Origin of the sequence: Streptosporangium oxazolinicum (genome assembly GCF_039537505.1) — a bacterium.
GTDB classification, from domain to species: Bacteria; Actinomycetota; Actinomycetes; order Streptosporangiales; family Streptosporangiaceae; genus Streptosporangium; species Streptosporangium oxazolinicum.
The window spans coordinates 225,296-248,216 of the sequence record NZ_BAABAQ010000011.1; the positions used below are offsets into that span (position 1 = coordinate 225,296).

The window sequence follows — 22,921 nt, forward strand, 5'->3', positions numbered from 1 at the left end:
GGAGGAGGCCGGATGTCGCGCCGGAAGACCGAGCGGCTGCTCAATCTCGTGATCTGCCTGCTGGCCACGCGGCGGCCGCTCAGTGCCGAGCACATCCGCCAGGCGGTGCCGGGCTACGACGCCGACAACGACGAGGCCTTCCAGCGGATGTTCGAGCGGGACAAGAACGAGCTGCGGGAGATCGGCATCCCGATCGAGGTCCACAAGGACCCGTGGGAGGAGGATCCCGGCTACCGGATCGTCCGCTCGGCGTACGAGCTGCCGGAGATCACCCTGGAGCCCGACGAGGCCGCCGTGGTGGGCCTGGCGGCCCAGGTGTGGCAGCGGGCCAGCCTCGCCGAGGCGGCCAGCGGGGCCCTGCTGAAGCTGCGCGCCGGGGGCGTGCAGACCGACGAGGCCCACGGGGTGCTCGGCGGGGCGCTGGAGCTGCGCGTCGACACCCAGGACCCGTCCTTCCCCGCGCTGTGGGAGGCCGTACGCGACCGGCGCGCGGTCCGCTTCGCCTACCGGGGGGCGGCCAGCCAGAACGTGCTGACCCGCACCGTGGAGCCGTGGGGCGTCGTCAGCCGCCGGGGCCGCTGGTACATGGTCGGTCACGACCGCGACCGGAACGCCCCCAGGGTCTTCCGGCTCAGCCGGATCAGCGGCACGGTCACCACCGTCGGCCGTCCCGGCGCCGTGGTGGTGCCCGAGGGCGTCGACATCAAGTCCATGGTCGTGTTCAGCGACGCCGCCGTCCACGAGCGCACCGCCCTCGTCCGGGTCAGGCGCGACACCTGCCAGGGGCTGCGCCAGGTGGCGAAGGCGGTGCGGCCCGCCGACGGCGACTGGGACGAGCTGGACGTCGACTTCACCGACCCCGGCCGGCTGGCCGGGTGGATCGTGGGTTTCGCCGCGGACGCCGAGGTGATCGGCCCGCCGGACGCCCGCGACGCGGTCATCTGCCGCCTGAAGGGAGCACTCACGTGAGCACGGCCGATCGCCTGCCCAGGCTGCTGGCACTGGTGCCCTACCTGATGTCGCACCCCGGGGCCCAGGTGCCCGAGGTCGCGAAAATCTTCGGGCTGAGCGAGAAGCAGCTCATCGACGACCTGCAGCTGGTCTGGATGTGCGGGCTGCCCGGCCACACCCCCGGCGACCTGATCGACGTGTCGTGGGACGGCGGGGAGATCGTCATCGACAACGCCGAGACGATCGCCCGCCCGCTGCGGCTGGGCGTGGACGAGGCCAGCGCCCTGCTGGTCGCGCTGCGCCTGCTCGCCGAGATGCCGGAGTTCGGGGAGCGCGACGCGCTGGCCCGGGTCATCGCCAAGTTCGAGCAGGCCTCGGGCGAGGGCGCGGCGGCGGTCAGCAGCCAGGTCGCGGTGGAGGTCGACGCCGCCCCCGACGCGCTGCCCAGCGTGAACGAGGCGCTGCGCGGCCGCAGGCGGCTGTCGCTGCGCTACTACGTGCCGGGACGCGACGAGATCACCCCGCGCGAGGTCGACCCGATGCGGCTGGTCGTCGTGGACGGCCGCCCCTACCTGTCGGGCTGGTGCTACCGGGCCGAGGCGGTCCGGCTGTTCCGGGTGGACCGGATGCTCTCCGTCGACGTGCTCGACGTGCCCGCCGACCCGCCCGCGGGCGCCGTGGCCGACGAGGTGACGCCCGGGGTGTTCCGGCCCTCGCCGACCGACGAGCTGGTGGAGCTGGAGCTGACCGCCGCGGGCCGCTGGGTCGCCGAGTACTACCCGTGCGAGCGGGTCGAGGAGCTCGGCGAGGGCCGCGTGCGGGTGGCCCTGCGGGCCAGGGACCAGGGCTGGCTGGTACGCCTGGCGCTGCGCCTCGGCGACACCGGCAGGGTGATCTCGCCCGCCTCGCTGGACGAGAGCGTCCGGGCCGCCGCCACCGCCGCGCTGAATCGTTACGAGTCGGTTTCCTGACGTACGGAGCTGGAGCCCCCCGACATGAGCTGGATCATCGCCGCGGTCTCGCTGGTCCTCGCCGGGCTGGCCGTCCTGGCCCTCCTGACCGTGCGCGTGCTGCGTGCGGCCGCCGAGCTGGGCCGTGAGATCGACCGCACGGAGGGAAGACTCGAACCCGTTCGGGTTCTGTTCGGCGATCGTACGGCGACTGTACGGGGCCAAAGGGATGAGTCTGTCTCCCGGGGAGCGTACGATCGGGGACAGAGACCGCACGTCGCCCGGCGTAAGGATGTGTAATGCCCAATCTCGGACCCACTGAGCTGATCATCATCGGCCTGATCCTGGTGCTGCTCTTCGGTGCGAAGAAGCTGCCGGAAGCCGCCCGCGGGCTCGGCCGGTCGCTGCGCATCTTCAAGTCGGAGACCGCCAAGCTTCGCGACGAGGACGAGCCGCAGACCGCGACCGCCACGGTCGTCCAGGCGCAGCCCCAGCCCGCCGCCCCGGCCCCGCAGCCGATCCCGGCGCCGACCCAGGCTCCGGCCCCCGCGCCGAGTGCCGAGGAGGAGGCCCGCAGGCTGGAGGAGCAGGCCGCCCGGTTGCGCGCCCAGGCCGGAGCGCCCAAGTCGCAGTGATCGGCGGTAGCCTGAAGATCTACCCCGATCATCCGACTCGTCACCCCAGGATTCGCGAATGGCGCTGCTGAAGTGGCCCAAACCGGGCCGGAACGGGGCGGCATCGCCGCCCGCCGACTCGGCCGACGGCCGGATGCCGCTCATGGAGCACCTGCGCGAGCTGCGCAATCGGCTCGTCATCGCCCTGCTCGGTCTGATCGCCGGCACCATCGTTGGCTTCATCTTCTTCGCCCCGATCTGGGAGTTCGTGTCGGCGCCCTACTGCGGGCTCCCGCAGGCGCAGGAGCTGCGCTCCGGGCAGTGCACGATGCTGATCCTCGGCGTCTTCGACTCCTTCTTCGTGAACCTCAAGGTCGCGGCGATGTTCGGCCTCGTGGCCTCCTCGCCGATCTGGCTGTGGCAGATCTGGGGCTTCGTCACCCCGGGCCTGTACCGCAACGAGAAGCGCTACTCGATCCTGTTCATCATGCTGGCCGTCCCGCTGTTCGTCGCGGGCGCGGCGCTGGCCTACTTCGTGATGGACACGGGCCTGTCGATCCTGCTGGGCTTCGCCCCGCCGGGGACGGTGGTCGGCCTCACGATCGACGAGTACCTCAGCTACGCGCTGATCATGATCATCGTGTTCGGCATCTCCTTCGAGCTGCCGCTGCTCATGGTGTTCCTGAACATCATCGGGGTGCTGCCGCACGCGCTGGTGGCCAAGCACCGCCGCATGGTCATCTTCGTCATGTTCGTCTTCGGCGCGGTCGCCACCCCCGGCGGCGACCCGTTCACGATGATCGCGCTCGCCCTGCCGATGGTGGTGCTCTTCGCCCTGGCCGAGGCGTTCATGTACCTCAGGGAGAGAAGGCTTCCCAAGGGCGACGACTTCTCCCACCTGTCCGACGACGAGGCCTCCTCGCTCGACGACGACGCCTCGCCCCTGGGCGACGTGACCCCCGTCGGCGACGCGGCTCCTATCGATTCGAGAACGACCGACACCGATCCCAGCAGATAGGGGATAAGTTCCGGTCTGTGCCCGCAGAGATCGCAGTCCTCGTCAACCCCGCCGCCCGCGGCGGCCGTTCGCGGGGGCTGCTCTCCCCGGTGCTCGACCGCCTGCGGCAGGGCGGCCGCGAGGTCTCGGTGATCCTCGGAGACTCCGCCTCCGACGCCCTGGAACGCGCCTGCACGGCCGTCGCCGAGCAGCCGGAGGCGCTGGTCGCCTTCGGCGGCGACGGCCTGGTCCACCTGGCCCTCCAGGCGGTCGCGGGCAGCGGCGTGCCGCTGGGCGTCATCCCGGTGGGCACCGGCAACGACATCGCCGCCGCGCTCGGCATCCCTCTGAAGGCGCCGCTGGCCGCCGCCGACACCGTGCTGCGCGGGCGGGTGCGCACGGTCGACGCCGCCAAGGCGGGCCTGGACGAGTGGTTCGCCGGGGTGCTGGCCTGCGGTTTCGACTCCCGGGTCAACGAGCGGGCCAACACGATGACCTGGCCGCCCGGGATGGCCAGATACCTGGTCGCCCTCGCCGAGGAGCTGCGCTCCTTCCGGCCCATCCCCTTCAGGATCGACCTGGACGGTGAGATCGTCGAACGTGAGGCGATGCTGGTCGCGGTCGGCAACACCTCCTCCTACGGCGCCGGTATGCGCGTGTGCCCCGGTGCCGTCCCGGACGACGGCCTGCTGGACGTGACGATCCTCGGCGCCGTCCCCAGGGGGGAGTTCCTGCGTACCTTCCCCCGCGTCTACCGGGGCTCCCACGGCGTGCACCCCGCCGTCACCATGCGCCGCGCCCGCCGGGTGACCGTGGAGGCGCCGGGAGTGATCGCCTACGCCGACGGTGAGCGGGTCGGTCCAACCCCGCTGACGTGCGAGATCGTCCCCGGCGCGCTGGCGGTCCTTGTCTAGGTCCGCCGGGGCCGCCCGGCGAGCCTAGACGGGCTCGGGGCCGCCCGCGCGACCCGGGGAGAAGGGGGGACGGACCGGAATCCCGATATCGGTAGGCTGGACGCATGACGACCCCAGCGGAACGATACGCTGCCTTCCGTCAGAGCCAGGCTGAGAGTGGCCCAGCGCTGACCTCGTTCCGCGGTCTGTACGACTTCGAGCTGGACGACTTCCAGCTCGACGCCTGCCGGGCGTTGGAGGCGGGCGACGGGGTCCTCGTGGCGGCCCCCACCGGCTCGGGCAAGACCGTGGTGGGTGAGTTCGCGGTGCACGTGGCCCTGCGCGAGGGCCGCAAGTGCTTCTACACCACCCCGATCAAGGCGCTGTCCAACCAGAAGTACAACGACCTGGTCAAGCGGTACGGCACCGACAAGGTGGGCCTGCTCACCGGCGACAACAGCGTCAACGGCGAGGCCCCCATAGTCGTCATGACGACCGAGGTGCTGCGCAACATGCTCTACGCCGGGTCCTCCACCCTGGCGGGGCTCGGTTTCGTCGTGATGGACGAGGTCCACTACCTCGCCGACCGGTTCCGCGGCGCGGTCTGGGAAGAAGTGATCATCCACCTGCCCGAGTCGGTGCGCCTGGTCGCCCTGTCGGCCACGGTCAGCAACGCCGAGGAGTTCGGCGAGTGGATGGGCGAGGTCCGCGGCGACACCAGCGTCATCGTCGACGAGCACCGCCCGGTCCCGCTCTGGCAGCACATGCTCGTCGGCAGCCGCATCTACGACCTGTTCGTCACCGGCGACGAGGACCGGCGCCCGCAGATCAACCCCAATCTCCTGCGCATCGCCAGGGACGAGGAGCGCCAGGCGTACGGCAGGGGGCGCCGGGGTTACTCGCGGCCCCGCAGGAACGGCCCGCCGGACCGGGCGGCGGCCATCGAGCGCCTGGACGCCGACGCCCTGCTGCCCGCGATCACGTTCATCTTCTCCAGGGCCGGTTGCGACGCCGCCGTCATGCAGTGCCTGCACGACGGGATCCGGCTCACCACCGACGCCGAGCGGCACGAGATCCGGCAGATCGTCGACGAGCGCACCGCGCACCTGCCCGACGAGGACCTGGGCGTGCTCGGTTACCTGGAGTGGCGCGACGCCCTGGAGCGCGGCCTGGCCGCCCACCACGCGGGCATGCTCCCGACCTTCAAGGAGGTCGTCGAGGAGCTGTTCACCCGGGGCCTGGTCAAGGCCGTGTTCGCCACCGAGACCCTCGCGCTGGGCATCAACATGCCCGCCCGCTCCGTGGTGATCGAGAAGCTCGACAAGTGGAACGGCGAGACCCACGCCGACCTCACCCCCGGCGAGTACACCCAGCTCACCGGGCGGGCCGGACGCCGCGGCATCGACGTGGAGGGCCACGCGGTCGTCCAGTGGCAGCCCGGCACCGACCCGCTCCAGGTCGCCGGCCTGGCCAGCACCCGCACCTACCCGCTGCGCTCCAGCTTCCGCCCCTCGTACAACATGGCGGTCAACCTCGTCGGCCAGGTGGGCAGGGAGCGGGCCAGGACCCTCCTGGAGTCCTCGTTCGCGCAGTTCCAGGCCGACCGGGCCGTGGTGGGCATCGCCAAGCAGGTGCGCCGCGCGGAGGAGGCCCTGGAGGGCTACCGCCAGGCGATGACCTGCCACCTGGGCGACTTCGAGGAGTACGCCGCGATGCGCAGGGCCCTGTCCGACAGGGAGGCCGAGCTGTCGCGCCAGCGCGGCGCGGCCCGCAGGACGCAGGCGCTGCGCTCGCTGGAGGCGCTCAAGCCCGGCGACATCATCAGGGTTCCCGGCGGGCGCCGCGCCGGTCTGGCCGTCGTCCTCGACCCCGGCCTCAACTCCCGGGGAGAGGGGCCGTCCCCGCTGGTGCTCACCATCGGCAAGCAGGTCAAGAAGCTGTCACCGGCCGACTTCCCCGTCCCGGTGGAGCCGGTCGAGCGCCTGCGCATCCCGAAGAACTTCAACGCCCGATCGCCCAAGGAGCGGGCCAACCTGGTCTCCTCCGTGCACGCCAAGATCGGCGACCGTGACTTCGGCAAGCCCGTCAGGGCGCGCGACCACGCCGCGGAGGACGACGAGATCAACCGCCTGCGCCGGGAGATCCGCCAGCACCCCTGCCACGGGTGCGACGAGCGCGAGGACCACGCCCGCTGGGCCGAGCGCTACTACAAGCTGCTCCGCGAGACCGAGGGCCTGCGCCGCCGGGTCGAGGGCCGCTCCCACGTCATCGCCCGTACCTTCGACAAGGTCTGCGGCGTGCTCGACCAGCTCGGCTACCTCGACGGCGAGAGCGTCACCGCCGAGGGCCGCCGCCTGGCCCAGCTCTACACCGAGCTGGACCTGCTGACCGCCGAGTGCCTGCGCGCGGGGCTCTGGGACGGCCTGGACCCGGCCGAGCTGGCCGCGTGCGTGTCGTCACTGGTCTTCGAGTCGCGGCAGGCCGACGACGCCCGCCAGCCCAGGATCCCCGCGGGCGCGGCCCAGAAGACGCTGGCGGACATGGTGCGCCTCTGGGGTGAGCTGGAGTCGATCGAGGGCGACCACGGCCTGTCGTTCATCAGGGAGCCCGACTTCGGCTTCGCCTGGGCGGCCTTCCGCTGGGCCAAGGGCCACACCCTGGACGCCGTGCTCCGCGACGGTGTCGCCGGTGCGGAGCTGGCCGCCGGAGACTTCGTCCGCTGGACCAAGCAGCTGCTCGACCTCCTCGGCCAGATCTCCGACGCCGCCCCGTCGGGGAGCAAGGTCAAGCAGACCGCGGGCAAGTCGATGGACGCCCTGCGGCGCGGGGTGGTGGCCTACTCGTCCGTGACCTGAGCCTGCGTTCACCTGAGCCCTCGCAGGGGCTCGGACCGGTGCCGAGGCCTCAGGCTTCACGCCAGGCTGAAGCGGACCTCGCGGGTGGTCGGGTCGGCGCGCGTCAGCCGCACGCGTACGGTCTCCCCGAGCGGCAGCCCCTCGCCGTCGCAGCGGGCCACCACCGCCGGGTCGGTGACCTGCACCTGGCCCCACGGCCGGTCCTCGGCCACGTCGATCACCACGGCGTCGAACGTCTGGCCCACCCGCTCGCGCAGGACGAAGGCCTCCACCAGGTCCACGCACGCCCGCTCGACGCCGCCCGCCCGGCGGCCGGTGGCGTGCATGATCTCCGGCAGCTCGCCCATGGCCCGCTGGACGTCCTGGGGCACCGGCTCGCCCGCCGCGATGGCCAGGCAGATCTCCGTGGCGTAGCGATCGATGAGGCGGCGCAGCGGGGCGGTCACGTGCGCGTACGGCGCCCCGACGGCGGCGTGCTCCGCCTGCGCGGGCGGCTCGCCGTTGAAGGCGACGTATCCGGCGCCGCGCAGCAGCACGGTCGACTCCTGTAGGAACGCGGCCTGCTCGGGGATCTTCGGGTCGAGGGAGTGCACGACATCGCCGTACCCGGCGCTTTCGGGCCAGGGCACGCCGAGCGCGGCGGCCACCCGGCGGACCTGGGCGATCCTCTCGGCCGGGGCGGGCGGCAGCACCCGCAGCAGGCCGATCTCGGCGTCCAGCATCATGGCGGCGGCGGCCATGCCCGTCAGCAGCGAGATCTGCGCGTTCCACGCCTCGGCGTCCAGCGGGGCACGCAACTCCACCCGGTAGCCGTCACCGTCGGGGACGACCTCCTGGTCGGGGGTGGGCAGCGTCACGCCGCCCCTGGCCCGCTCCTGGGCGAGCCTGAGCCGGCCGATCTCGGCCAGCAGCCGCAGCGTGCCGTCGGCGGTGCCGGTGTCGATCGCGGCCTGCGCGTAGTCGTAGTCGAGCCGCTCGCGGCTGCGTACCAGCGCCCTGGTCACGTCGGCGCCCACGATCCGGCCCTCGGCGTCCAGGTCGACGCACCACAGCGCGGCGGGCCGGGTCACGCCGGGCAGCAGGCTCGCGGCGCCCTCGGACAGGACGGGCGGGTGCAGCGGCACGCGCCCGTCGGGCATGTAGACCGTCTCGCCGCGGACGCGGGCCTCGGCGTCGATCGCGCCGCCGGGCTTGACGAACGCCCCGACGTCGGCGATGGCGTACCAGACGCGGTAGCCGCCGGGCTGCTCCTCCAGGTGCACGGCCTGGTCGAGGTCCATCGCCCCCGGAGGGTCGATGGTGATCAGGGGCAGGTCGGTCCGGTCGAGCCGGGGCAGGGCGGGCACCTCGGCGACCCACTCGGCCTCGTCGACCACCGCCCGGGGGAATCCCTCGGGCAGTTTCATCTCATGGCGGATCCGCTGGAAACCGTCGTCGAGCCGCGGATGGGACTCTCCGGGCACCCGGATGCTCTTGTGAGGCACAGGGAGCAACCTACCGGCTCTCGGTGGCCCCCTCACCGGCCGGTCGAAGGGATGGTGACCGACGCGGCCGGGGAGCAGGTCGGAGCCCGGACACCGGGAGGCCGGACAGTGGAGTGGGTGGGGGCGGGTGGCGGGGTCAGAGCGCGGAGGTCAGGCGCTCCAGCGGGCCGGAGAGGCCGTAGCGCTCGCTCAGGGCCGCCAGGGCCTCCGGGTCGCGAGGCTTGGCGGGAAGCGCGATGCCGACCTCGGGAAGGGGGGCGTCGCGGGCGACCTGGACCACCCCGGGGGCCACCCGCAGGTAGTCGCGGGCCGCCGACAGCTTGGCGCGCTGCCCGGCGGTCAGGTCACCGCTTCCCCCACCCCCGTCGACGGCTCGCAGAAGTGCCTCCAGCGAGCCGAACCGGGTGATCAGTGCCGCCGCGGTCTTGTCGCCCACCCCCGGCACGCCCGGCAGCCCGTCACTGGGGTCGCCGCGCAGGGTGGCGAAGTCGGCGTAGGAGCGGCCGGGGACGCCGTACTTCTCGGTGACGGCGGCCTCGTCGACCAGCTGGAGGTTCTTGACCCCCCTGGCGGTGTAGAGGATCCGGACCGGCCGGGAGTCGTCGACCAGCTGGAACAGGTCGCGGTCGCCGGTGACGACGTCGACCTGGCCGCTCGCCCGCGCGGTGAACGTGCCCATCACGTCGTCGGCCTCGTAGCCGGGCACGCCGACGAGGGCGATGCCCACCGCGTCGAGCACCCGCTCGATCACCGGCACCTGCGGGGCGAGCGTGTCGGGGGTCTCCTCGGCGCCGCCCTCGGCGACCCGGTGGGTCTTGTACGTCGGGATGGCCGCCACCCGGAAGGCCGGGCGCCAGTCGGCGTCCATGCAGGCGACGAGCTCGGCGGGGGAGTGCCGCCGGACCAGCATGGCGATCATGTCGATGACGCCGCGCACCGCGTTGACGGGCATCCCGTCGGGCGCGGTCATCGACTCGGGGATGCCGTAGAAGGCGCGGTAGTACAGCGAGGGGGTGTCAAGAAGCATCAGGCCGGGCATGGCGACCATTTAACCAATCAGCCGAGCACCCCGATCGCCAGAACGCAGGTGTCGTCCTCGGGGTTGGGCCCGCCGATCACCTCGATGAGCCGGTCGAGCCCGTCGTTCAGATCCCCTTTCAGCAGGGCCGCGGCCTCCATGGTCAGCGCGAGGCCCTCGTCGATGTCGCGGGTGCGCCGCTCCACCAGCCCGTCGGTGAACAGCAGCAGGAGGTCGCCCTCCCGCAGCTCGACCCCGGCCAGCCCGTACGGTTCGTCGGGGGTGGCGCCCAGCAGCACCCCGGCGGGCGGGTCGAGCTGGGTGGCCGTCCCCTCGCGGACCAGGATCGGCGCCGGGTGCCCCGCCTGTCCCCAGGTGAACCTCCTCGTGGCCGGGTCGAGGTGGCCGACGACCGCGGTCGCCGTCGTCTCGGGCATCCGGTGCAGCACCAGGTCGTTGAGCCAGGCGAGCAGCCTGTCGGGGGACCGGCCCGTCATCGCGAGGCCGATCAGGGCGTGGCGCAGCTGGGCCATCTGCGAGATCGCGGGCATCCCGTGCCCGGACACGTCGCCGATGGCGAGCAGCACCCTGCCGTCGGCCAGGGGAACGGCGTCGTACCAGTCGCCGCCCAGGCCGGGCTTGACCCCCGCCGCCACGTAGCGGACCGCGATCCGCGCGTGCGGCAGGTCGATGGTGTCGCCCAGGCCCGGCATGATCGCCTCGCGCAGCGCCACGCTCATGTCGTGCTCCTCCGCGGCCTGCTCGCGGACCCGCATCAGCTTGCTGCGCGACTCCGACATGATCCGCTCGGCGCGGCGGCGGCAGGTGATGTCCTGGACGACGCCGTGCACGGTGAGATGCCCGCCGTCCGCGACGGGGTCGAGCGCGGCGCGCAGGTGGCGCAGCTCACCGTTACGGCGGATGCGGAACTCCGCCTCCCCGGCCTCGGCCCGGTGCACGACGGACCACAGCAGCCGGTCGAGGTCGGGCCGGTCGGCCGCCTCGGCGTGACCGGCCAGGTCGCGCAGCGGGATCGGGCCGTCGCCGGGGGCGCGGCCGAATATGGTGTACGCCTGGTCGGACCAGGTGGACTCTCCGGTCTGGAGATCCCACACGGTCCAGCCCATCTCGCCCAGGCGCTCCGCGTGCGCCAGGCGTGCGGTGAGGAGTTGTCGCTCCACGGCCATGTGCTCGTCCGGCTCACCGCGTGACCGCCGCGCCGTCCCAGCGGCGGTCGACGGGGCCGGATCGGTCACCTGGTCGTTTCGTGGGTGGAGGGGTGGCTGGTGGCCGCCCACTACGCCGACCATGTAGCTCGCTCTCGAAATGTATGGCTTTACGGATATTTTGCCAACAAAATGTGATCGTACTTCAACAGATTGTAGTGGCGGGGGTGCCTTCGTGCCTTCCTTTCCCTGACTTTCGGTTCCCGGGCCGGGCCGGACGCATCGTCTTTCCCACCGGGATTAGATTGGTCGGCGTGACGACGGAGTCCTCTGACCTTTATCCCGTGACCCGCCTGGCCGCCGCCCGCGAGGCGACCGCCGCCGCCGGGCTCGACGCGCTGCTGCTCACGCCCGGTCCCGACCTTCGCTACGTGACCGGGTACGAGGCGCTGCCGCTGGAGCGGCTCACCTGCCTGGTGCTCCCGGCCAGGGGCGAGGCGTTCCTGATGGTGCCCCGCCTGGAGCTGCCGGCGGCCGAGCGCTCACCGGCGGCGCGCCTCGGTGTCGAGTTCGTCCCCTGGGACGAGACCGACGACCCGTACGCGGTCGTCGGCAGGCGTCTAGGCGCGGTCCGCAAGGTCGGCCTCGCCGACCGGATGTGGGCGATGCAGTCGCTGCGCCTGCGCGACGCGATCCCCGGCGCGGAACAGGTGCTCGCCGGGACCGTCCTGCGCGGGCTGCGGATGCGCAAGAGCCCGGCGGAGGTGGCGGCGCTGCGCGAGGCGGGGGCCGCGATCGACGCCGTCCACGCCCAGGTGCCAGGCTTCCTGCGGGCCGGCAGGACCGAGCGCGAGATCGGCAGGGACATCGCCGAGGCGATCATCGCGGCCGGTCACGCCACCGTCGACTTCGTCATCGTCGGCTCCGGGCCCAACGGCGCCAGCCCGCACCACGAGCTGTCGGACCGCGTCGTCCAGGAGCGCGAGCCGATCGTGGTCGACATCGGCGGCCAGATGCCCGGCGGCTACTGCTCCGACTCCACGCGCGTCTACGCCATCGGCGAGCCTCCGGCGGGCTTCCTGAAGTACTACGAGGTGCTCAGGCGCGCCCAGCAGGCCGCCTGCGACGCCGTGCGCCCCGGGGTGCCGTGCGAGGCGGTCGACGCCGCCGCCCGGGACGTGATCGCGGCCGAGGGGTACGGCGACTACTTCATCCACCGCACCGGCCACGGCATCGGCCTGGAGACCCACGAGGAGCCCTACATCGTCGCGGGCAACGCCGAGCCGCTGGCGCCCGGCTTCGCCTTCTCCGTCGAACCCGGCATCTACCTGCCCGGGGCCCACGGCGCCCGCATCGAGGACATCCTCGTCTGCACCGACGAGGGCGGCGAGCGGGTCAACCACCGCCCTCGCGAGCTGGTGGTCGTCTGACGGCTCCCGGACGACCGCGCCCGGCCGTGGTCCGCCCCGTCGTGGTCCGCCCGGTCCCGGGGCGGATCGTATGGGCGCGGCCGGGTCGTACGGCCGGTTCTCGTACGGGCGCGTTCCTGCGGTCGTCGGCACGGGTGGGGGCACGGGTGGGGGCACGGGTGGGGGCACGGGTGGGGGCACGGGTGGGGGCACGGTCGCGTGGCCGCGCTCGTGCGGCGGGTGCCAGAATCGGGGTGGCCGGTGATCCCGGCCGCCCTCTCGTCGTCCGCGCCAGGGCTCCGCGCCGTGACTCCGTGCCGGGGACCTGGAGCACGCGGGCGCGCCCCCTCCCCGTGAACCCTGGGGCGGGGTCTCCACGTTGGAAGGACCCAGATGACCGTTGAGCGCGTTCTGCCGACCGGCGACGCCCATGACCTGCTGGACCTGGTCCGCGACCTGATCGGCAAGGAGGTCGCGCCCCGGGCCTCGGCCGACGAGTCCGCCGGGCGCTTCCCCCGGGAGGTGTTCACCACGCTCGGCCGCGCGGGGCTGCTCGGCCTGCCCTACCCCGAGGAGCACGGCGGGGCGGCGCAGCCGTACGAGGTCTACCTGCAAATGGTCGAGGAGCTCGCGGCCGGCTGGCTGGCCGTCGGTCTCGGCCTGTCGGTCCACACGCTGTCGTGCTTCCCGGTGGCCGCCTACGGCACCGCCGAACAGCGCGCCGCGCTGCTTCCCGAGATGCTGGGCGGCGAGTGGCTGGGCGCGTACTGCCTGTCGGAGCCGCAGTCGGGGTCCGACGCCGCCGCGCTGACGACCCGGGCGGTTCCCGGGGACGGCGGTTACACCGTCGACGGCGTGAAGGCCTGGATCACCCACGGCGGCGTCGCCGACTTCTACACGCTGATGGCCCGCACCTCGGCCGACGGCGCGCGCGGCATCTCCTGTTTCCACGTGCCCGCCGGTACGGAGGGGCTGTCGTTCGGCGCCCCCGAGCGGAAGATGGGGATGAGGTCCTCGCCGACCGCGCAGGTCCGCTTCGACGGGGTGCGGCTGGCGCCGGATGCCCTGCTGGGCTCGGAGGGGGAGGGCTTCCGGATCGCGATGGCCGCCCTGGACGGCGGCAGGCTCGGCATCGCCGCCTGCGCCGTGGGCGTGGCCCAGGCCGCCTTCGAGACCGCCACCGCGTACGCCGCCGAGCGCCACCAGTTCGGCTCGCGGATCATCGACTTCCAGGGCGTCGGCTTCATGCTCGCCGACATGGCCACCCAGATCGCCGCCGCCCGCGCCCTCTACCTGGACGCCGCCCGGCTGCGCGACGCGGGACGGCCGTACGGCACGCGGGCCGCGATGGCGAAGCTCTTCGCCACCGACATGTGCATGAAGGTCACCACCGACGCGGTCCAGGTCCTCGGCGGCTACGGGTACGTGGAGGACTTCCCGGTCGAGCGCCACATGCGGGAGGCCAAGGTCCTGCAGATCGTCGAGGGCACCAACCAGGTCCAGCGCCTGGTCATCGGCCGCGCCCTCGCCAAGGAGGCGGGGAAGGCCGGGCTGTGACGCCCACGGACGTCCACGGACCGCTCACAGACGCCCATGGGCATCCATGGACGCCTGTGGACGTCACCGGATATCCATGGACGTCCCTGGATATCCGGTGTCCATCCGCCCCGTGATCGTCGCGCGGTCCGGGCCGCGGGGACGCGTCGCCCCTCCGGCCCGGACGCCGTGTCAGAGCCCGTACGCCTCCAGCAGCCGCAGCCAGATCTCGCTGACCGTGGGGAAGGACGGCACGGCGTGCCAGAGCCGGTCGAGGGGCACCTCGGCGACGACCGCGATCGTCGCCGAGTGCAGCATCTCGCCCACCGCGGGACCGGCGAAGGTCACCCCCAGCAGCACGCGGCGCCGCTCGTCCACGACGGCCTTGGCCCTGCCCCGCCAGCCATCGCCCTGCAGATAGGCTCCCGTCACCCTGCCCAGGTCGTACTCGACCACGCGGACGTCGAACCCGTCGGCGCGCGCCTGCGCCTCGGTCCGGCCGACCGAGCACACCTGCGGGTCGGTGAAGACCACCTGCGGCGCGCCGTACGCGTCCGCCACGTCGCGCAGGCCCGGCAGGTCGTCGGCCTCGCCCTTGGCCCGTGCCGCGATGACGTCGCCGCACACCCGCGCCTGGTACTTGCCCATGTGGGTGAGCAGGGCGCGGCCGTTGGTGTCGCCCACCGCGTACAGCCAGTCGCCGGAGACGCCGGTCGCGCGCATGCTGTCGTCGACCTCCACCGTGCGCCCGGCCTCCAGGCCGACGGTCTCCAGACCGAGGTCGCCGGTCGCGGGACGCCTGCCGGTGGCCACCAGCAGCTCGTCGGCCTCGACAGGTGGGCCCTCGGACAGGTGGACCGTCACCGGACCCCCGGGCGCGGGCCGCTCGACCCGTGTCACCTGTACGCCCGTGCGCACCGTGATGCCCGCCTCGGCGAACGACTCGGCCACCAGCTCCGCGGCGAACGGCTCCATCCTGCCGAGCAGTCCGCCGCGCGCCAGCACGGTCGTCTCCCGGGCGCCGAGGCCGTGCATGGCCTGGGCCATCTCGCAGGCCACCACGCCGCCACCCAGCACGGCCAGCCGCGCGGGCACGCTCTTCGCCGCCGTCACCTCGTGGCTCGTCCACGGCGACGCCTCCGCCAGGCCGGGGATCGGCGGGACGGCCGCGTCGCTGCCGGTGGCCAGCACGACCGCCCGCCGGGCGGTCAGCGTGCGGACCGAACCGTCCTTCGCGGTCACCACGACCCGTTTGGGACCGTCCAGCCTTCCGTGCCCCCGGACGAACTCCGCGGGCACGCTGCCGATCCACTCGACCTGGCCGCCGTCGTCGAAGTGGGACACCGTCTCGTCGCGCCGGGCGAGCACGGCGGCGGTGTCGATCGGACCCACCGTCAGGCCGGGCACCCGGGAGACCTCGGCGGCCAGCTCCACCGGGCGTAGCAGCGCCTTGCTGGGGACGCAGGCCCAGTAGGCGCACTCGCCGCCCGCCAGGTTGCTCTCGACGATCGCGGCGGTCAGCCCGCCCCTGACCGCGCGGTCGGCGACGTTCTCGCCCGCGGGGCCCGCGCCCACAACCACCACGTCGAACTCGTCCGACACGACTTACCTCCCACAGAGAACCGGCCATCGGCCACGCGCCGCCCCCGGCGACGCCGGTCGTACCAGCTTCGCATCCTCCGGACGGAACCGGAGCCGCGCCCCGCCAGCGCGTGGGAAGCGCGGGCGGGGCCGGGAGGTGCGGTCGGGGGCCGGACCGGGTGCCGGTTCGGGCCCGGTCCCGGGTGGGGGAGGGAACGCGCGCGCCCGCACGTCCCCCGTCCCGCCGCACGCCTCACGCCTCCGACAGGCGCTCGCTGAAGAGCGTCACCGGCCTTTCGAGCCTCACGCCGTCCACGACGATGTCGACGACCTCGTTGTAGAAGGCGACGTGATCCCGGATCCTCTCGGCGGCCGGGATCGGGTCGGGGTAGGCCCACGCCACGTCGGCCGGGACCGACCCGCCCTCGCGGACGGACCAGTAGGAGGCGACCCCCTTGTACGGGCAGCGGGTGCTGCTCGTCGTCGGCTCGAACAACGTGAGGTTCACGTCCTCCGGGGGGATGTAGTAGCGGGTGGGCAGGCCCGTCTCGAACAGCAGCACCGGGCGCCGGGTCTCCGCGACGACCCTGCCGTCGATCTCGACCCTGACGTGCCGCGAGCTGGGCACCGGATCGACCCGCTTGTACGGGTCACGGGGATGGACGAAGATCTCCTCCTCCTCTTCGTACCAGTGTTCGAGGACCTCGCCGTCGTGCTGGAACCACTCGAACGCGATGTGATCGGGCAGGGCCGGATAGCGCCACGCGGCGTTCGCGACGGTCTTGCCGTCGATCACCAGGTCGTAGAGGACCGTGGCCCCCTCGTGGACGCCGGTCGCCGGGTCGGCGGCCGGGCGCAGCAGGTCGGAGCGGACCTCGCTCCCGGGGAACGCGTAGCGGGGCACCGGGTGCGAGGACTCCCAGACCAGCACCGGGTTACGGCTGTCGACGACGGTGACGTCGCCCCTGGTCCCGCGGACCCAGCGCTCGCTGGGCTCCCAGTTGAACGTTCCTGACGCGGGCACGGCCTACGCCTCCGCGAGTTCGGCGACGTACGGCCTGCGCTCACGCCAGGCCGCGATCTGGTCGGGCCGCCCGAAGACCCGCAGGTACTCCTCGACCTGTCCACCGGCCTGGTCCCACAGCAGCTCCGGCTCGAAGTCGCTGCCCTCGGGGCCGACGAACGGCTCCAGCGGTTCGATCACCGTGTCGAGGCTGGGGTGCCAGAAGACGCCCGTGGAGCGCCGGGTGACCGTGCCGCCCGCCACGACGCGGTGCCGTCCGGGGCGGAGCCGACCGTTCGTCCACTTGGTGAGGATGTGGCCGGAGAAGACCTGGAGGGCTCCGGGCACGATCGGCACCGGGATCCAGCTCCCGTCGGGCGCCTGCCCCTGCAGCCCCGCGTAGTCGCCACGCTGGTGCAGCACGGTCAGCGCCGAACCGTCGGCGTGCTCCAGCAGGAGCAGCTTGTCGTCGTCCGCCTCGGTGCCCTCGTGCGTCCAGGTCGGGTAGTCGTTGACGACGAAGCTCGTGTAGTACGGGCGCCCGGAGATCGGGAACGTCGACAGGGGCACGCCGAGTACCCGGCTGTAGAGGTCGAGCACCCGCTCGGCCACGCGGACCGAGGCGTCGTGGTAGAGCCTGGCCACCCCGGCGAGGCCCGGCTCCTGCGGCGGCCAGACGTTGGGGTGGGCGTACAGCTGCGCGTACTCCTCCGACAGCCCCGCGGCCCTCGCCTCCTCGACGGTGTCGAACTGGCCGATGTTGAAGCGCTCCAGCTCCAGCCGCCCGAAGTCGTCGGGCCACTGCCGCCAGCCCCGGTAGGGGTGCCCGGTCGGGCTGGCCAGCTTCGCCTTCTCCTGCCTGGGCAGGGCGAGGACACGGCCGATCCGGTCGTGGAAGTCGTCGATCAGCTCGGCGGAGACGCCGTGGTTGACGACCTGGATGATGCCCACCTGCTCGGCCGCCGCGCGTACCGAGGCGATCAGCTCCTCGGGGGCGTCGTCGCTCAGGGCCAGTTCGAGGTCGATGACGGGGATCTGGGCGGTCATGCGATTCTCCCTTGGATCGTGTCGAGCGTTTCGCGCAGCACCCCGGCCAGCTCGGCCGGGTCCTCCACCGTGACGAGCCGGGCCGACGGCACCCGGCGCGTGAGCTCACCCACGGCCGCCTCGCTCAGGCGGCCACCGGTGGCGGGACGGACGAGCAGGACGGGCACCTCGTACCCGGTGAGGACCTCCAGCTGCTCCCAGAGGGTCTCGTCGCCGAGGTGCGCCGCCGCCTCGGCGGGCAGGTTCCCCAGGTGGTGGCGCCAGGTCCAGGTCCCGTCGGACTCCTCGACGAGCTCGTAGCGGACGTCGGCGACCAGGTCCTCCTCGGCGGCGTCCGGCCTGGCCTCCCTGAGCCGGTCGAGCGCCTCCTCCCGGGAGGCGTGGCGGCCGGGCGCGGTGCCCGGCTCCCCCGAGGCGCCGGGAAGGGTGTCCACCAGTACCAGGGCCCGTACCAGGTCGGGGGAGCGGGCGGTGAGCGCGATCGCGGTCAGCGCGCCGAGACCGACCCCGGCCACGACCTTCGAGGTGGGGGCGAAGGACCGGATGGCCTCGCTCACCGCGGGGGCGAGCCTACGGGGGGAGTAGACGCCGTTCCCACGCCAGCCCGACCGGCCGTGGCCGGGCAGGTCCAGCGCCAGGGCCGGTCGGCCGAGTGCCAGCAGCACCCGGTCCCAGGAGCGGGCGCTGCGGCGCGCGTCGTGCAGCAGGACGATCTCGGCCGGGCCGGTGTCCCAGGTGACGCCGCTGACGTGGCCGCCGCTGACCACGGTGACCCAGCGGCGCTGGACGCGGTGCGGATCGGGGCCGGGCAGGCCGAGACTCTCGGCGAGCTCGGGCAGCAGGGCGAATTCCTGTTCGGGTACCGCGAGTTTCGATGACATCGGTGCCTCCATGAGGGCTGACGGGAAAAGGGGGGGCGTGTTCTGGAGTGATCCGTTCTCCTTGTCTCGGGTGTTTCGGATGTCTTGGGCGTCCCGGACGTCTTGGCGTCTTGGTTGTCTAGGGTGTTTCGGGCGTCCTGAGGGTGTCTCGGGTGTCCTGGACGTCTTAGGTGTCCGGGGCGTTTTGAATATCTCGGGCATTTCGGGCTTTCTGGGCTTTTTGGGTGTCTCTGGTGTCCGGTATGTCCCGGGCGACGGGAGCCGCCACCGGGACGGCGGCTCGCGGAAGGTCGCCCGCGTCGAGATGGCAGCGGACGGCGTGGCCGTCGCCGGTGTCCAGCACCGGCGGGTCCACCGCGTCGCAGAGCCCCTCGATCCGCAGCGGGCAACGGGCCGCGAACCCGCACCCGGTCTCGCCGCTCCGGTCGATCCGCCCGATCCGGCCCGCTCGCCCGGTCGCGCCGATCCACCCGCTCTCGCCGGTTCGCGCGGTCTCGCCGGTCCGCCCGGTTCCGTCGGCCTGCCTGGTCTTGTCGATGCGCCCGTTCCTGTCGATCTGCCCGCTCTCGCCGGTCCGCCCGCTCTCGCCGGTCCGCGTGGTTCCCGCCGGGCGGGCGCTCTCCGGGCCGTCCAGCCGGGCCCGCGACGCGGCGACCAGCGAGGCGGTGTACGGATGGTGGGGGCCGGAGAGTACCCGCCCGGCGGGCCCCTCCTCGACGATCCGGCCGCGGTACATGACCGCGATCCGATCGGCGAGGTAGCCGACGACCGCGAGGTCGTGCGAGATGAACAGGTACGACGTCCCGGTGAGCCGCTGCTGCTCCGACAGGAGTCGCAGCACGCCCGCCTGCACGCTCACGTCGAGCGCCGAGACCGGTTCGTCGCACACCACCAGCTCGGGATCTCCGGCGAAGGCGCGGGCGATCGCGGCCCGCTGCTTCTGGCCCCCGGAGAGCCGGTCGGGACGGGCGTCCAGCAGGTGGTCGTCCAGGTTGGCCCGCGCGGACAGTTCGGCGACGGTGAGGGAGCCGCCCAGCCCGCGGACCGCCCTGGTCAGGATCGCGCGGATCGTGTGGCTGGGGTTCAGCGACGTCTCGGGGTTCTGGAAGACCATCTGGACGCGGCGGCGGTCGCGCGCGTCACGCCGTCCCACGGTCGCGGCCAGCTCCCGCCCGTGCAGCGCGATCGTCCCCGTTCCCCGGGGGCCGAGCCCGGCGACGGCGCGGGCCACCGTCGTCTTGCCGCTGCCCGACTCGCCGACCAGGCCGAGGACCTCGGCGTGGCCGATGGTCAGGTCCACCCCGTCGACGACGGTGGCCCGGCCGTACTTCCTGGTCAGGCCGCGGACCTCCAGCAGCGGCACCCCGCGCGGGGCACCCGTCCCCCCGGCCGGGCCGGTGATCGCGTCAGGAGCGTCAGGCGCGTCAGGCACGTCGGGCGCCGCCGCGAGCAGCAGGCCGGTGTGGTGGCAGCGGGCCCGCCGCCCGCCGGGGGCGGTCTCCAGCACGGGCGTTCTCGCCCGGCAGAGGTCGTCGGCGAGGGCGCAGCGGGGCGCGAACGCGCACCCTCGGATCTCCTCACCGGGGACCGGGGGCCGGCCGGGGATGGCCGCGAGCTCCCGCGCGTGGCGGGAGACGCCCAGCCGGGGGACGCTCGCCAGCAGCGCCGAGGTGTAGGGGTGCCGCGCGCTCGCCATCACCTCCGCCGCGGGGCCCTCCTCGACCATGCGCCCCGCGTACAGGACGCCGACGCGTTCGCACAGGCGGCCGACCAGCGCCAGGTCGTGGCTGATCAGCACCACGGCCGCGTCCGTCTCCGCGCGCAGCGTCCAGAGGAGGTCGAGGATCTCGTGCTGTACCGTCGCGTCCAGGCCGGTCGTCGGCTCGTCGAGGACGAGCAGCCGGGGGCGGGTGGCGAGCGCGGCGGCGATCACGACGCGCTGCTGCTGGCCGCCGGAGAGCTGGTGGGGGTAGCGCCGCGCGATCGCGGCCGGGTCCGGCAGCCGCACCCTGGTCAGCAGCGAGACCGCCTCCCGCCGGGCCTCCGCCCGGCCGCGTCCCTGCAGCGCGAGGACCTCCGCGAGTTGCGCGCCGATCCGCATCGTCGGGTCGAGCGAACTGCCCGCCTCCTGGTGCACGACGGCGAGCGAGGTGGTCCGCCAGCGCCGCAGGTCCGCGGGGGAGAGGTCCAGCACCTCGACGCCGTCCACGGTCACCCCGCCACCGGTGATCGAACCGCCCGGTGGCAGGTGGCGGCCCAGCGCACGGCTCAGCGTGGTCTTGCCGCACCCCGACTCGCCCACGATCCCGTACGTCTCGCCCGGGGCGACGTCGAAGGAGACGTCCGTCACCGCCGGGGTCTCGCCGCGCCCCGTGCGGTAGGAGACCGACAGCCCCGCCACCCGCAGCCCCCGACCGGACCTGGGCTCAGGGCCGTGCGGTCGCGCGAGGTCGACGCCTCCGGTCGCGGGCTCCCGCGGGGCCGGAAGCCGAGATCCGCCGGTGCCCGCCGCCCCGATGTGCCCTCTCCCGGTCACGATGCCTCCCATCTGCCGCGCAGCGCGTCGGCGACGAGCGCGATCCCCACCACCAGCGAGGCGATGGCCAGCGCGGGGGCGAGTACGGTCCAGGGCGCGAGCTGGAGCCAGACACGGTTGTCCGAGACCGACGCGCCCCAGTCGGGGGAGCCCGGCGGCTGGCCGAGCCCCAGGAACGACAGCGTCGCGGCGGCGAAGATCGCGTCGCCGAACCGGGAGGTCGCCTCCACCAGCACGGTCGTGCCGACGTTGGGGAAGATCTCCCGCCGCATCAGCGACCAGGGGCGTTCCCCGCGCAGCCTGGCCGCCTCGACGTACGCCTTCTCCCGCTCGACCAGCGTCGCCGCGCGGACGCTGCGGGCCACGATGGGCACGAACGACCCCGCGACGACCAGCACCATGACGGTGACCGAACGGCCCGCCAGCGCCACGAACAGCACCGCGGCGATGATCGCGGGGAAGACCACGACCGCGTCGAGCAGCCGCATGACGATCTCGTCGACGAGGCCGCCGAACGTCCCCGCCACCAGGCCGACCGCGGTGCCCGCCACGACGGCGAGCGCGGTCGCGAGCGGCGCCACCTGCAGCACCGGGCGGGCTCCCGCGAGCATCCTGGAGAAGGTGTCGCGGCCGAACTGGTCGGTGCCCAGCCAGTGCTCGGGACCCGGGGGCAGGAAGCGGCTCAGGGGGTCGTGCTGCTGCGGGTCGTAGGGCACCAGCTGCGGCCAGAACGCGGCGACGACCGCCCAGGCCAGCACGAGCGCGCCGCCCGCGACGAGGGCCACCTGGAAGCCGCGCCCGGCCGCCCGCCGTACCCCACCCGCGCCGACGCCCGCTGTGACGGCGCTCATGTGGCCTCCCTCCCGCGCCCGGCGCCCGATGTCTCCCCGCGCCTTCCGGCCCGGCGTTCACCGCTCGGACGCTCATCGGCCCGGCGCCCATAGGCAAGGCGCCTCCCAGCCCGGTGTGCGCTCGCCCGGCGCCCATCGGCCCGGTGTCCGTCGGCCAGGTACTCACCGGCCGGGCGCCTCGCACGCCCGTTCACGCGGCGGCCCCGCCGAGCCGGATCCGTGGGTCGAGCAGGCGGTACGCCAGGTCGGCCACCAGGATGATCAGCATGTAGAGGATGCCGAGCACCATCGCGGTGGCCTGGAGGGTCGGCAGGTCCTTGTCGATCGCCGACCGCAGCAGCAGGGCACCGATGCCGGGGTAGTTGAACAGCAGCTCGACGGCGACCAGCCCGCCGAGCAGGAACTGCAGCTGCACGCCCAGCGCGCTGGTGGCCGGCACCGTGGAGTTGCGCAGCACGTGCCGCCGCACCACCCGGGCCCGGCCGAGACCGCGCAGCTCCGCGGCCCTGACGTACGGGCTCTCCACGGCCGCCACGGTGCCGGCGCGCACGTGGCGTGCGACGTAGCCGGTGCACAGCAGGACGAGGGAGATCACCGGCAGCGCCAGGTGGCCGAGCCGGGTCGCGATCGTCGCGCCGTCCGGCGCCTGGGCCGAGGCGGGGAACCAGCGCAGCCGCACCGCGAAGACGACCAGCAGCACCACCCCCGTCACGAACTCGGGGATGGCGCCCAGGGCCAGCCCGGTGACGCTGATGACCCGGTCGGCGGCGCGGTCGTGGTGGACCCCCGCGACCAGCCCGAGCGTCACGGCGACCGGGACCAGCAGGGCGAACGCCAGCCCGCCCAGGATCAGCGAGTCGGCGAGACGTCCGAGCACGAGATCGCGGACCGGCACCCCGAGGGTGTGGGAGTCGCCCCACCCGCCGGTGAAGAACCCCGACAGCCAGTCGGCGTAGCGGTCGGCGAGCGGCCGGTCGAGCCCCAGCTGCTCGCGGAGCCGCGCCACGGCCTCCTCGCCCGCCTCGCGGCCCAGGATCGTGCGGGCCACGTCGCCGGGGACCAGCTCGGTGGCGACGAAGACGAGCAGGGACACGGCGAGCAGGGTGAGCGGGATCGCCGCCAGCCGCCGGAGCAGGAATCGCCTCATGC

General features: G+C 73.4%; 18 protein-coding genes. 8 read left to right on the forward strand and 10 right to left on the reverse strand.

Annotated elements, in window-relative coordinates:
• Window positions 1-12 precede the first annotated feature (12 nt).
• The 6 genes from ABD817_RS27280 (at window position 13) to ABD817_RS27305 (ending at window position 7,260) form a co-directional block, all read left to right on the forward strand.
• Window positions 13-969, forward strand: coding sequence for a helix-turn-helix transcriptional regulator (locus ABD817_RS27280; RefSeq protein ID WP_344921017.1), 957 nt, complete (start codon window positions 13-15; stop codon window positions 967-969).
• Window positions 966-1,922, forward strand: coding sequence for a helix-turn-helix transcriptional regulator (locus ABD817_RS27285; protein ID WP_344921018.1), 957 nt, complete (start codon window positions 966-968; stop codon window positions 1,920-1,922). Before ABD817_RS27280 ends, ABD817_RS27285 begins: the two co-directional genes overlap by 4 nt.
• Before the next feature lie 278 nt (window positions 1,923-2,200).
• Entirely contained in the window at window positions 2,201-2,536 is a 336-nt protein-coding gene (gene tatA, locus ABD817_RS27290; RefSeq protein WP_344921019.1) for a Sec-independent protein translocase subunit TatA, read from the forward strand.
• A 58-nt stretch (window positions 2,537-2,594) separates the two neighbouring features.
• Entirely contained in the window at window positions 2,595-3,533 is a 939-nt protein-coding gene (gene tatC / locus ABD817_RS27295) for a twin-arginine translocase subunit TatC (protein WP_344921020.1), read from the forward strand.
• Between the two features lie 17 nt (window positions 3,534-3,550).
• Window positions 3,551-4,426, forward strand: coding sequence for a diacylglycerol/lipid kinase family protein (locus ABD817_RS27300; protein WP_344921021.1), 876 nt, complete (start codon window positions 3,551-3,553; stop codon window positions 4,424-4,426).
• A gap of 104 nt (window positions 4,427-4,530) precedes the next feature.
• Complete coding sequence (locus ABD817_RS27305) at window positions 4,531-7,260, forward strand: DEAD/DEAH box helicase (protein WP_344921022.1); 2,730 nt, start codon at window positions 4,531-4,533, stop codon at window positions 7,258-7,260.
• Between the two features lie 56 nt (window positions 7,261-7,316).
• Here ABD817_RS27305 and ABD817_RS27310 read toward each other — a convergent pair whose 3' ends face one another.
• The 3 genes from ABD817_RS27310 to ABD817_RS27320 form a co-directional block, all read right to left on the reverse strand.
• Window positions 7,317-8,744 (reverse strand): RNB domain-containing ribonuclease, encoded by a 1,428-nt coding sequence (locus ABD817_RS27310; protein ID WP_344921023.1) that lies wholly within the window; start codon window positions 8,742-8,744, stop codon window positions 7,317-7,319.
• Window positions 8,745-8,880: 136 nt separating this feature from the next.
• Window positions 8,881-9,771, reverse strand: coding sequence for a 5'-3' exonuclease (locus ABD817_RS27315; protein WP_344921024.1), 891 nt, complete (start codon window positions 9,769-9,771; stop codon window positions 8,881-8,883).
• Between the two features lie 29 nt (window positions 9,772-9,800).
• Window positions 9,801-10,949 carry a PP2C family protein-serine/threonine phosphatase gene (locus ABD817_RS27320; protein ID WP_344921025.1) on the reverse strand — a complete coding sequence of 383 codons (1,149 nt, stop codon included), beginning with the start codon at window positions 10,947-10,949 and terminating at the stop codon, window positions 9,801-9,803.
• Window positions 10,950-11,272: 323 nt separating this feature from the next.
• On the opposite strand from ABD817_RS27320, the gene ABD817_RS27325 reads away from it, so the two are divergent.
• Both ABD817_RS27325 and ABD817_RS27330 read left to right on the forward strand, forming a co-directional pair.
• Window positions 11,273-12,358: a M24 family metallopeptidase gene (locus ABD817_RS27325; RefSeq protein ID WP_344921026.1), complete on the forward strand. Its 1,086-nt coding sequence runs from the start codon at window positions 11,273-11,275 to the stop codon at window positions 12,356-12,358.
• A gap of 372 nt (window positions 12,359-12,730) precedes the next feature.
• Entirely contained in the window at window positions 12,731-13,894 is a 1,164-nt protein-coding gene (locus ABD817_RS27330; protein ID WP_344921027.1) for an acyl-CoA dehydrogenase family protein, read from the forward strand.
• Window positions 13,895-14,065: 171 nt separating this feature from the next.
• On the opposite strand, the gene ABD817_RS27335 is transcribed toward ABD817_RS27330, so the two are convergent.
• The 7 genes from ABD817_RS27335 to ABD817_RS27365 all read right to left on the reverse strand — a co-directional run bounded on the left by ABD817_RS27335 (window position 14,066) and on the right by ABD817_RS27365 (window position 22,919).
• Window positions 14,066-15,475 (reverse strand): dihydrolipoyl dehydrogenase family protein, encoded by a 1,410-nt coding sequence (locus ABD817_RS27335; RefSeq protein WP_344921028.1) that lies wholly within the window; start codon window positions 15,473-15,475, stop codon window positions 14,066-14,068.
• 232 nt (window positions 15,476-15,707) lie between these two features.
• Window positions 15,708-16,478 (reverse strand): DUF427 domain-containing protein, encoded by a 771-nt coding sequence (locus ABD817_RS27340; RefSeq protein ID WP_344921029.1) that lies wholly within the window; start codon window positions 16,476-16,478, stop codon window positions 15,708-15,710.
• A 3-nt stretch (window positions 16,479-16,481) separates the two neighbouring features.
• Window positions 16,482-17,504, reverse strand: a complete 1,023-nt coding sequence (locus tag ABD817_RS27345) for a 2-oxoglutarate and iron-dependent oxygenase domain-containing protein (protein ID WP_344921030.1) — start codon at window positions 17,502-17,504, stop codon at window positions 16,482-16,484.
• Window positions 17,501-18,385 (reverse strand): alpha/beta fold hydrolase, encoded by an 885-nt coding sequence (locus tag ABD817_RS27350; protein WP_344921031.1) that lies wholly within the window; start codon window positions 18,383-18,385, stop codon window positions 17,501-17,503. Before ABD817_RS27350 ends, ABD817_RS27345 begins: the two co-directional genes overlap by 4 nt.
• Window positions 18,386-18,551: 166 nt before the next feature.
• Window positions 18,552-20,921: a dipeptide ABC transporter ATP-binding protein gene (locus ABD817_RS27355; protein WP_344921032.1), complete on the reverse strand. Its 2,370-nt coding sequence runs from the start codon at window positions 20,919-20,921 to the stop codon at window positions 18,552-18,554.
• Complete coding sequence (locus ABD817_RS27360) at window positions 20,918-21,772, reverse strand: ABC transporter permease (protein WP_344921033.1); 855 nt, start codon at window positions 21,770-21,772, stop codon at window positions 20,918-20,920. The genes ABD817_RS27355 and ABD817_RS27360 overlap by 4 nt, the downstream gene beginning before the upstream one ends.
• A gap of 190 nt (window positions 21,773-21,962) precedes the next feature.
• A complete protein-coding gene (locus ABD817_RS27365; protein ID WP_344921034.1) occupies window positions 21,963-22,919 on the reverse strand; it encodes an ABC transporter permease in 957 nt (318 codons plus the stop codon).
• Window positions 22,920-22,921: the final 2 nt, after the last annotated feature.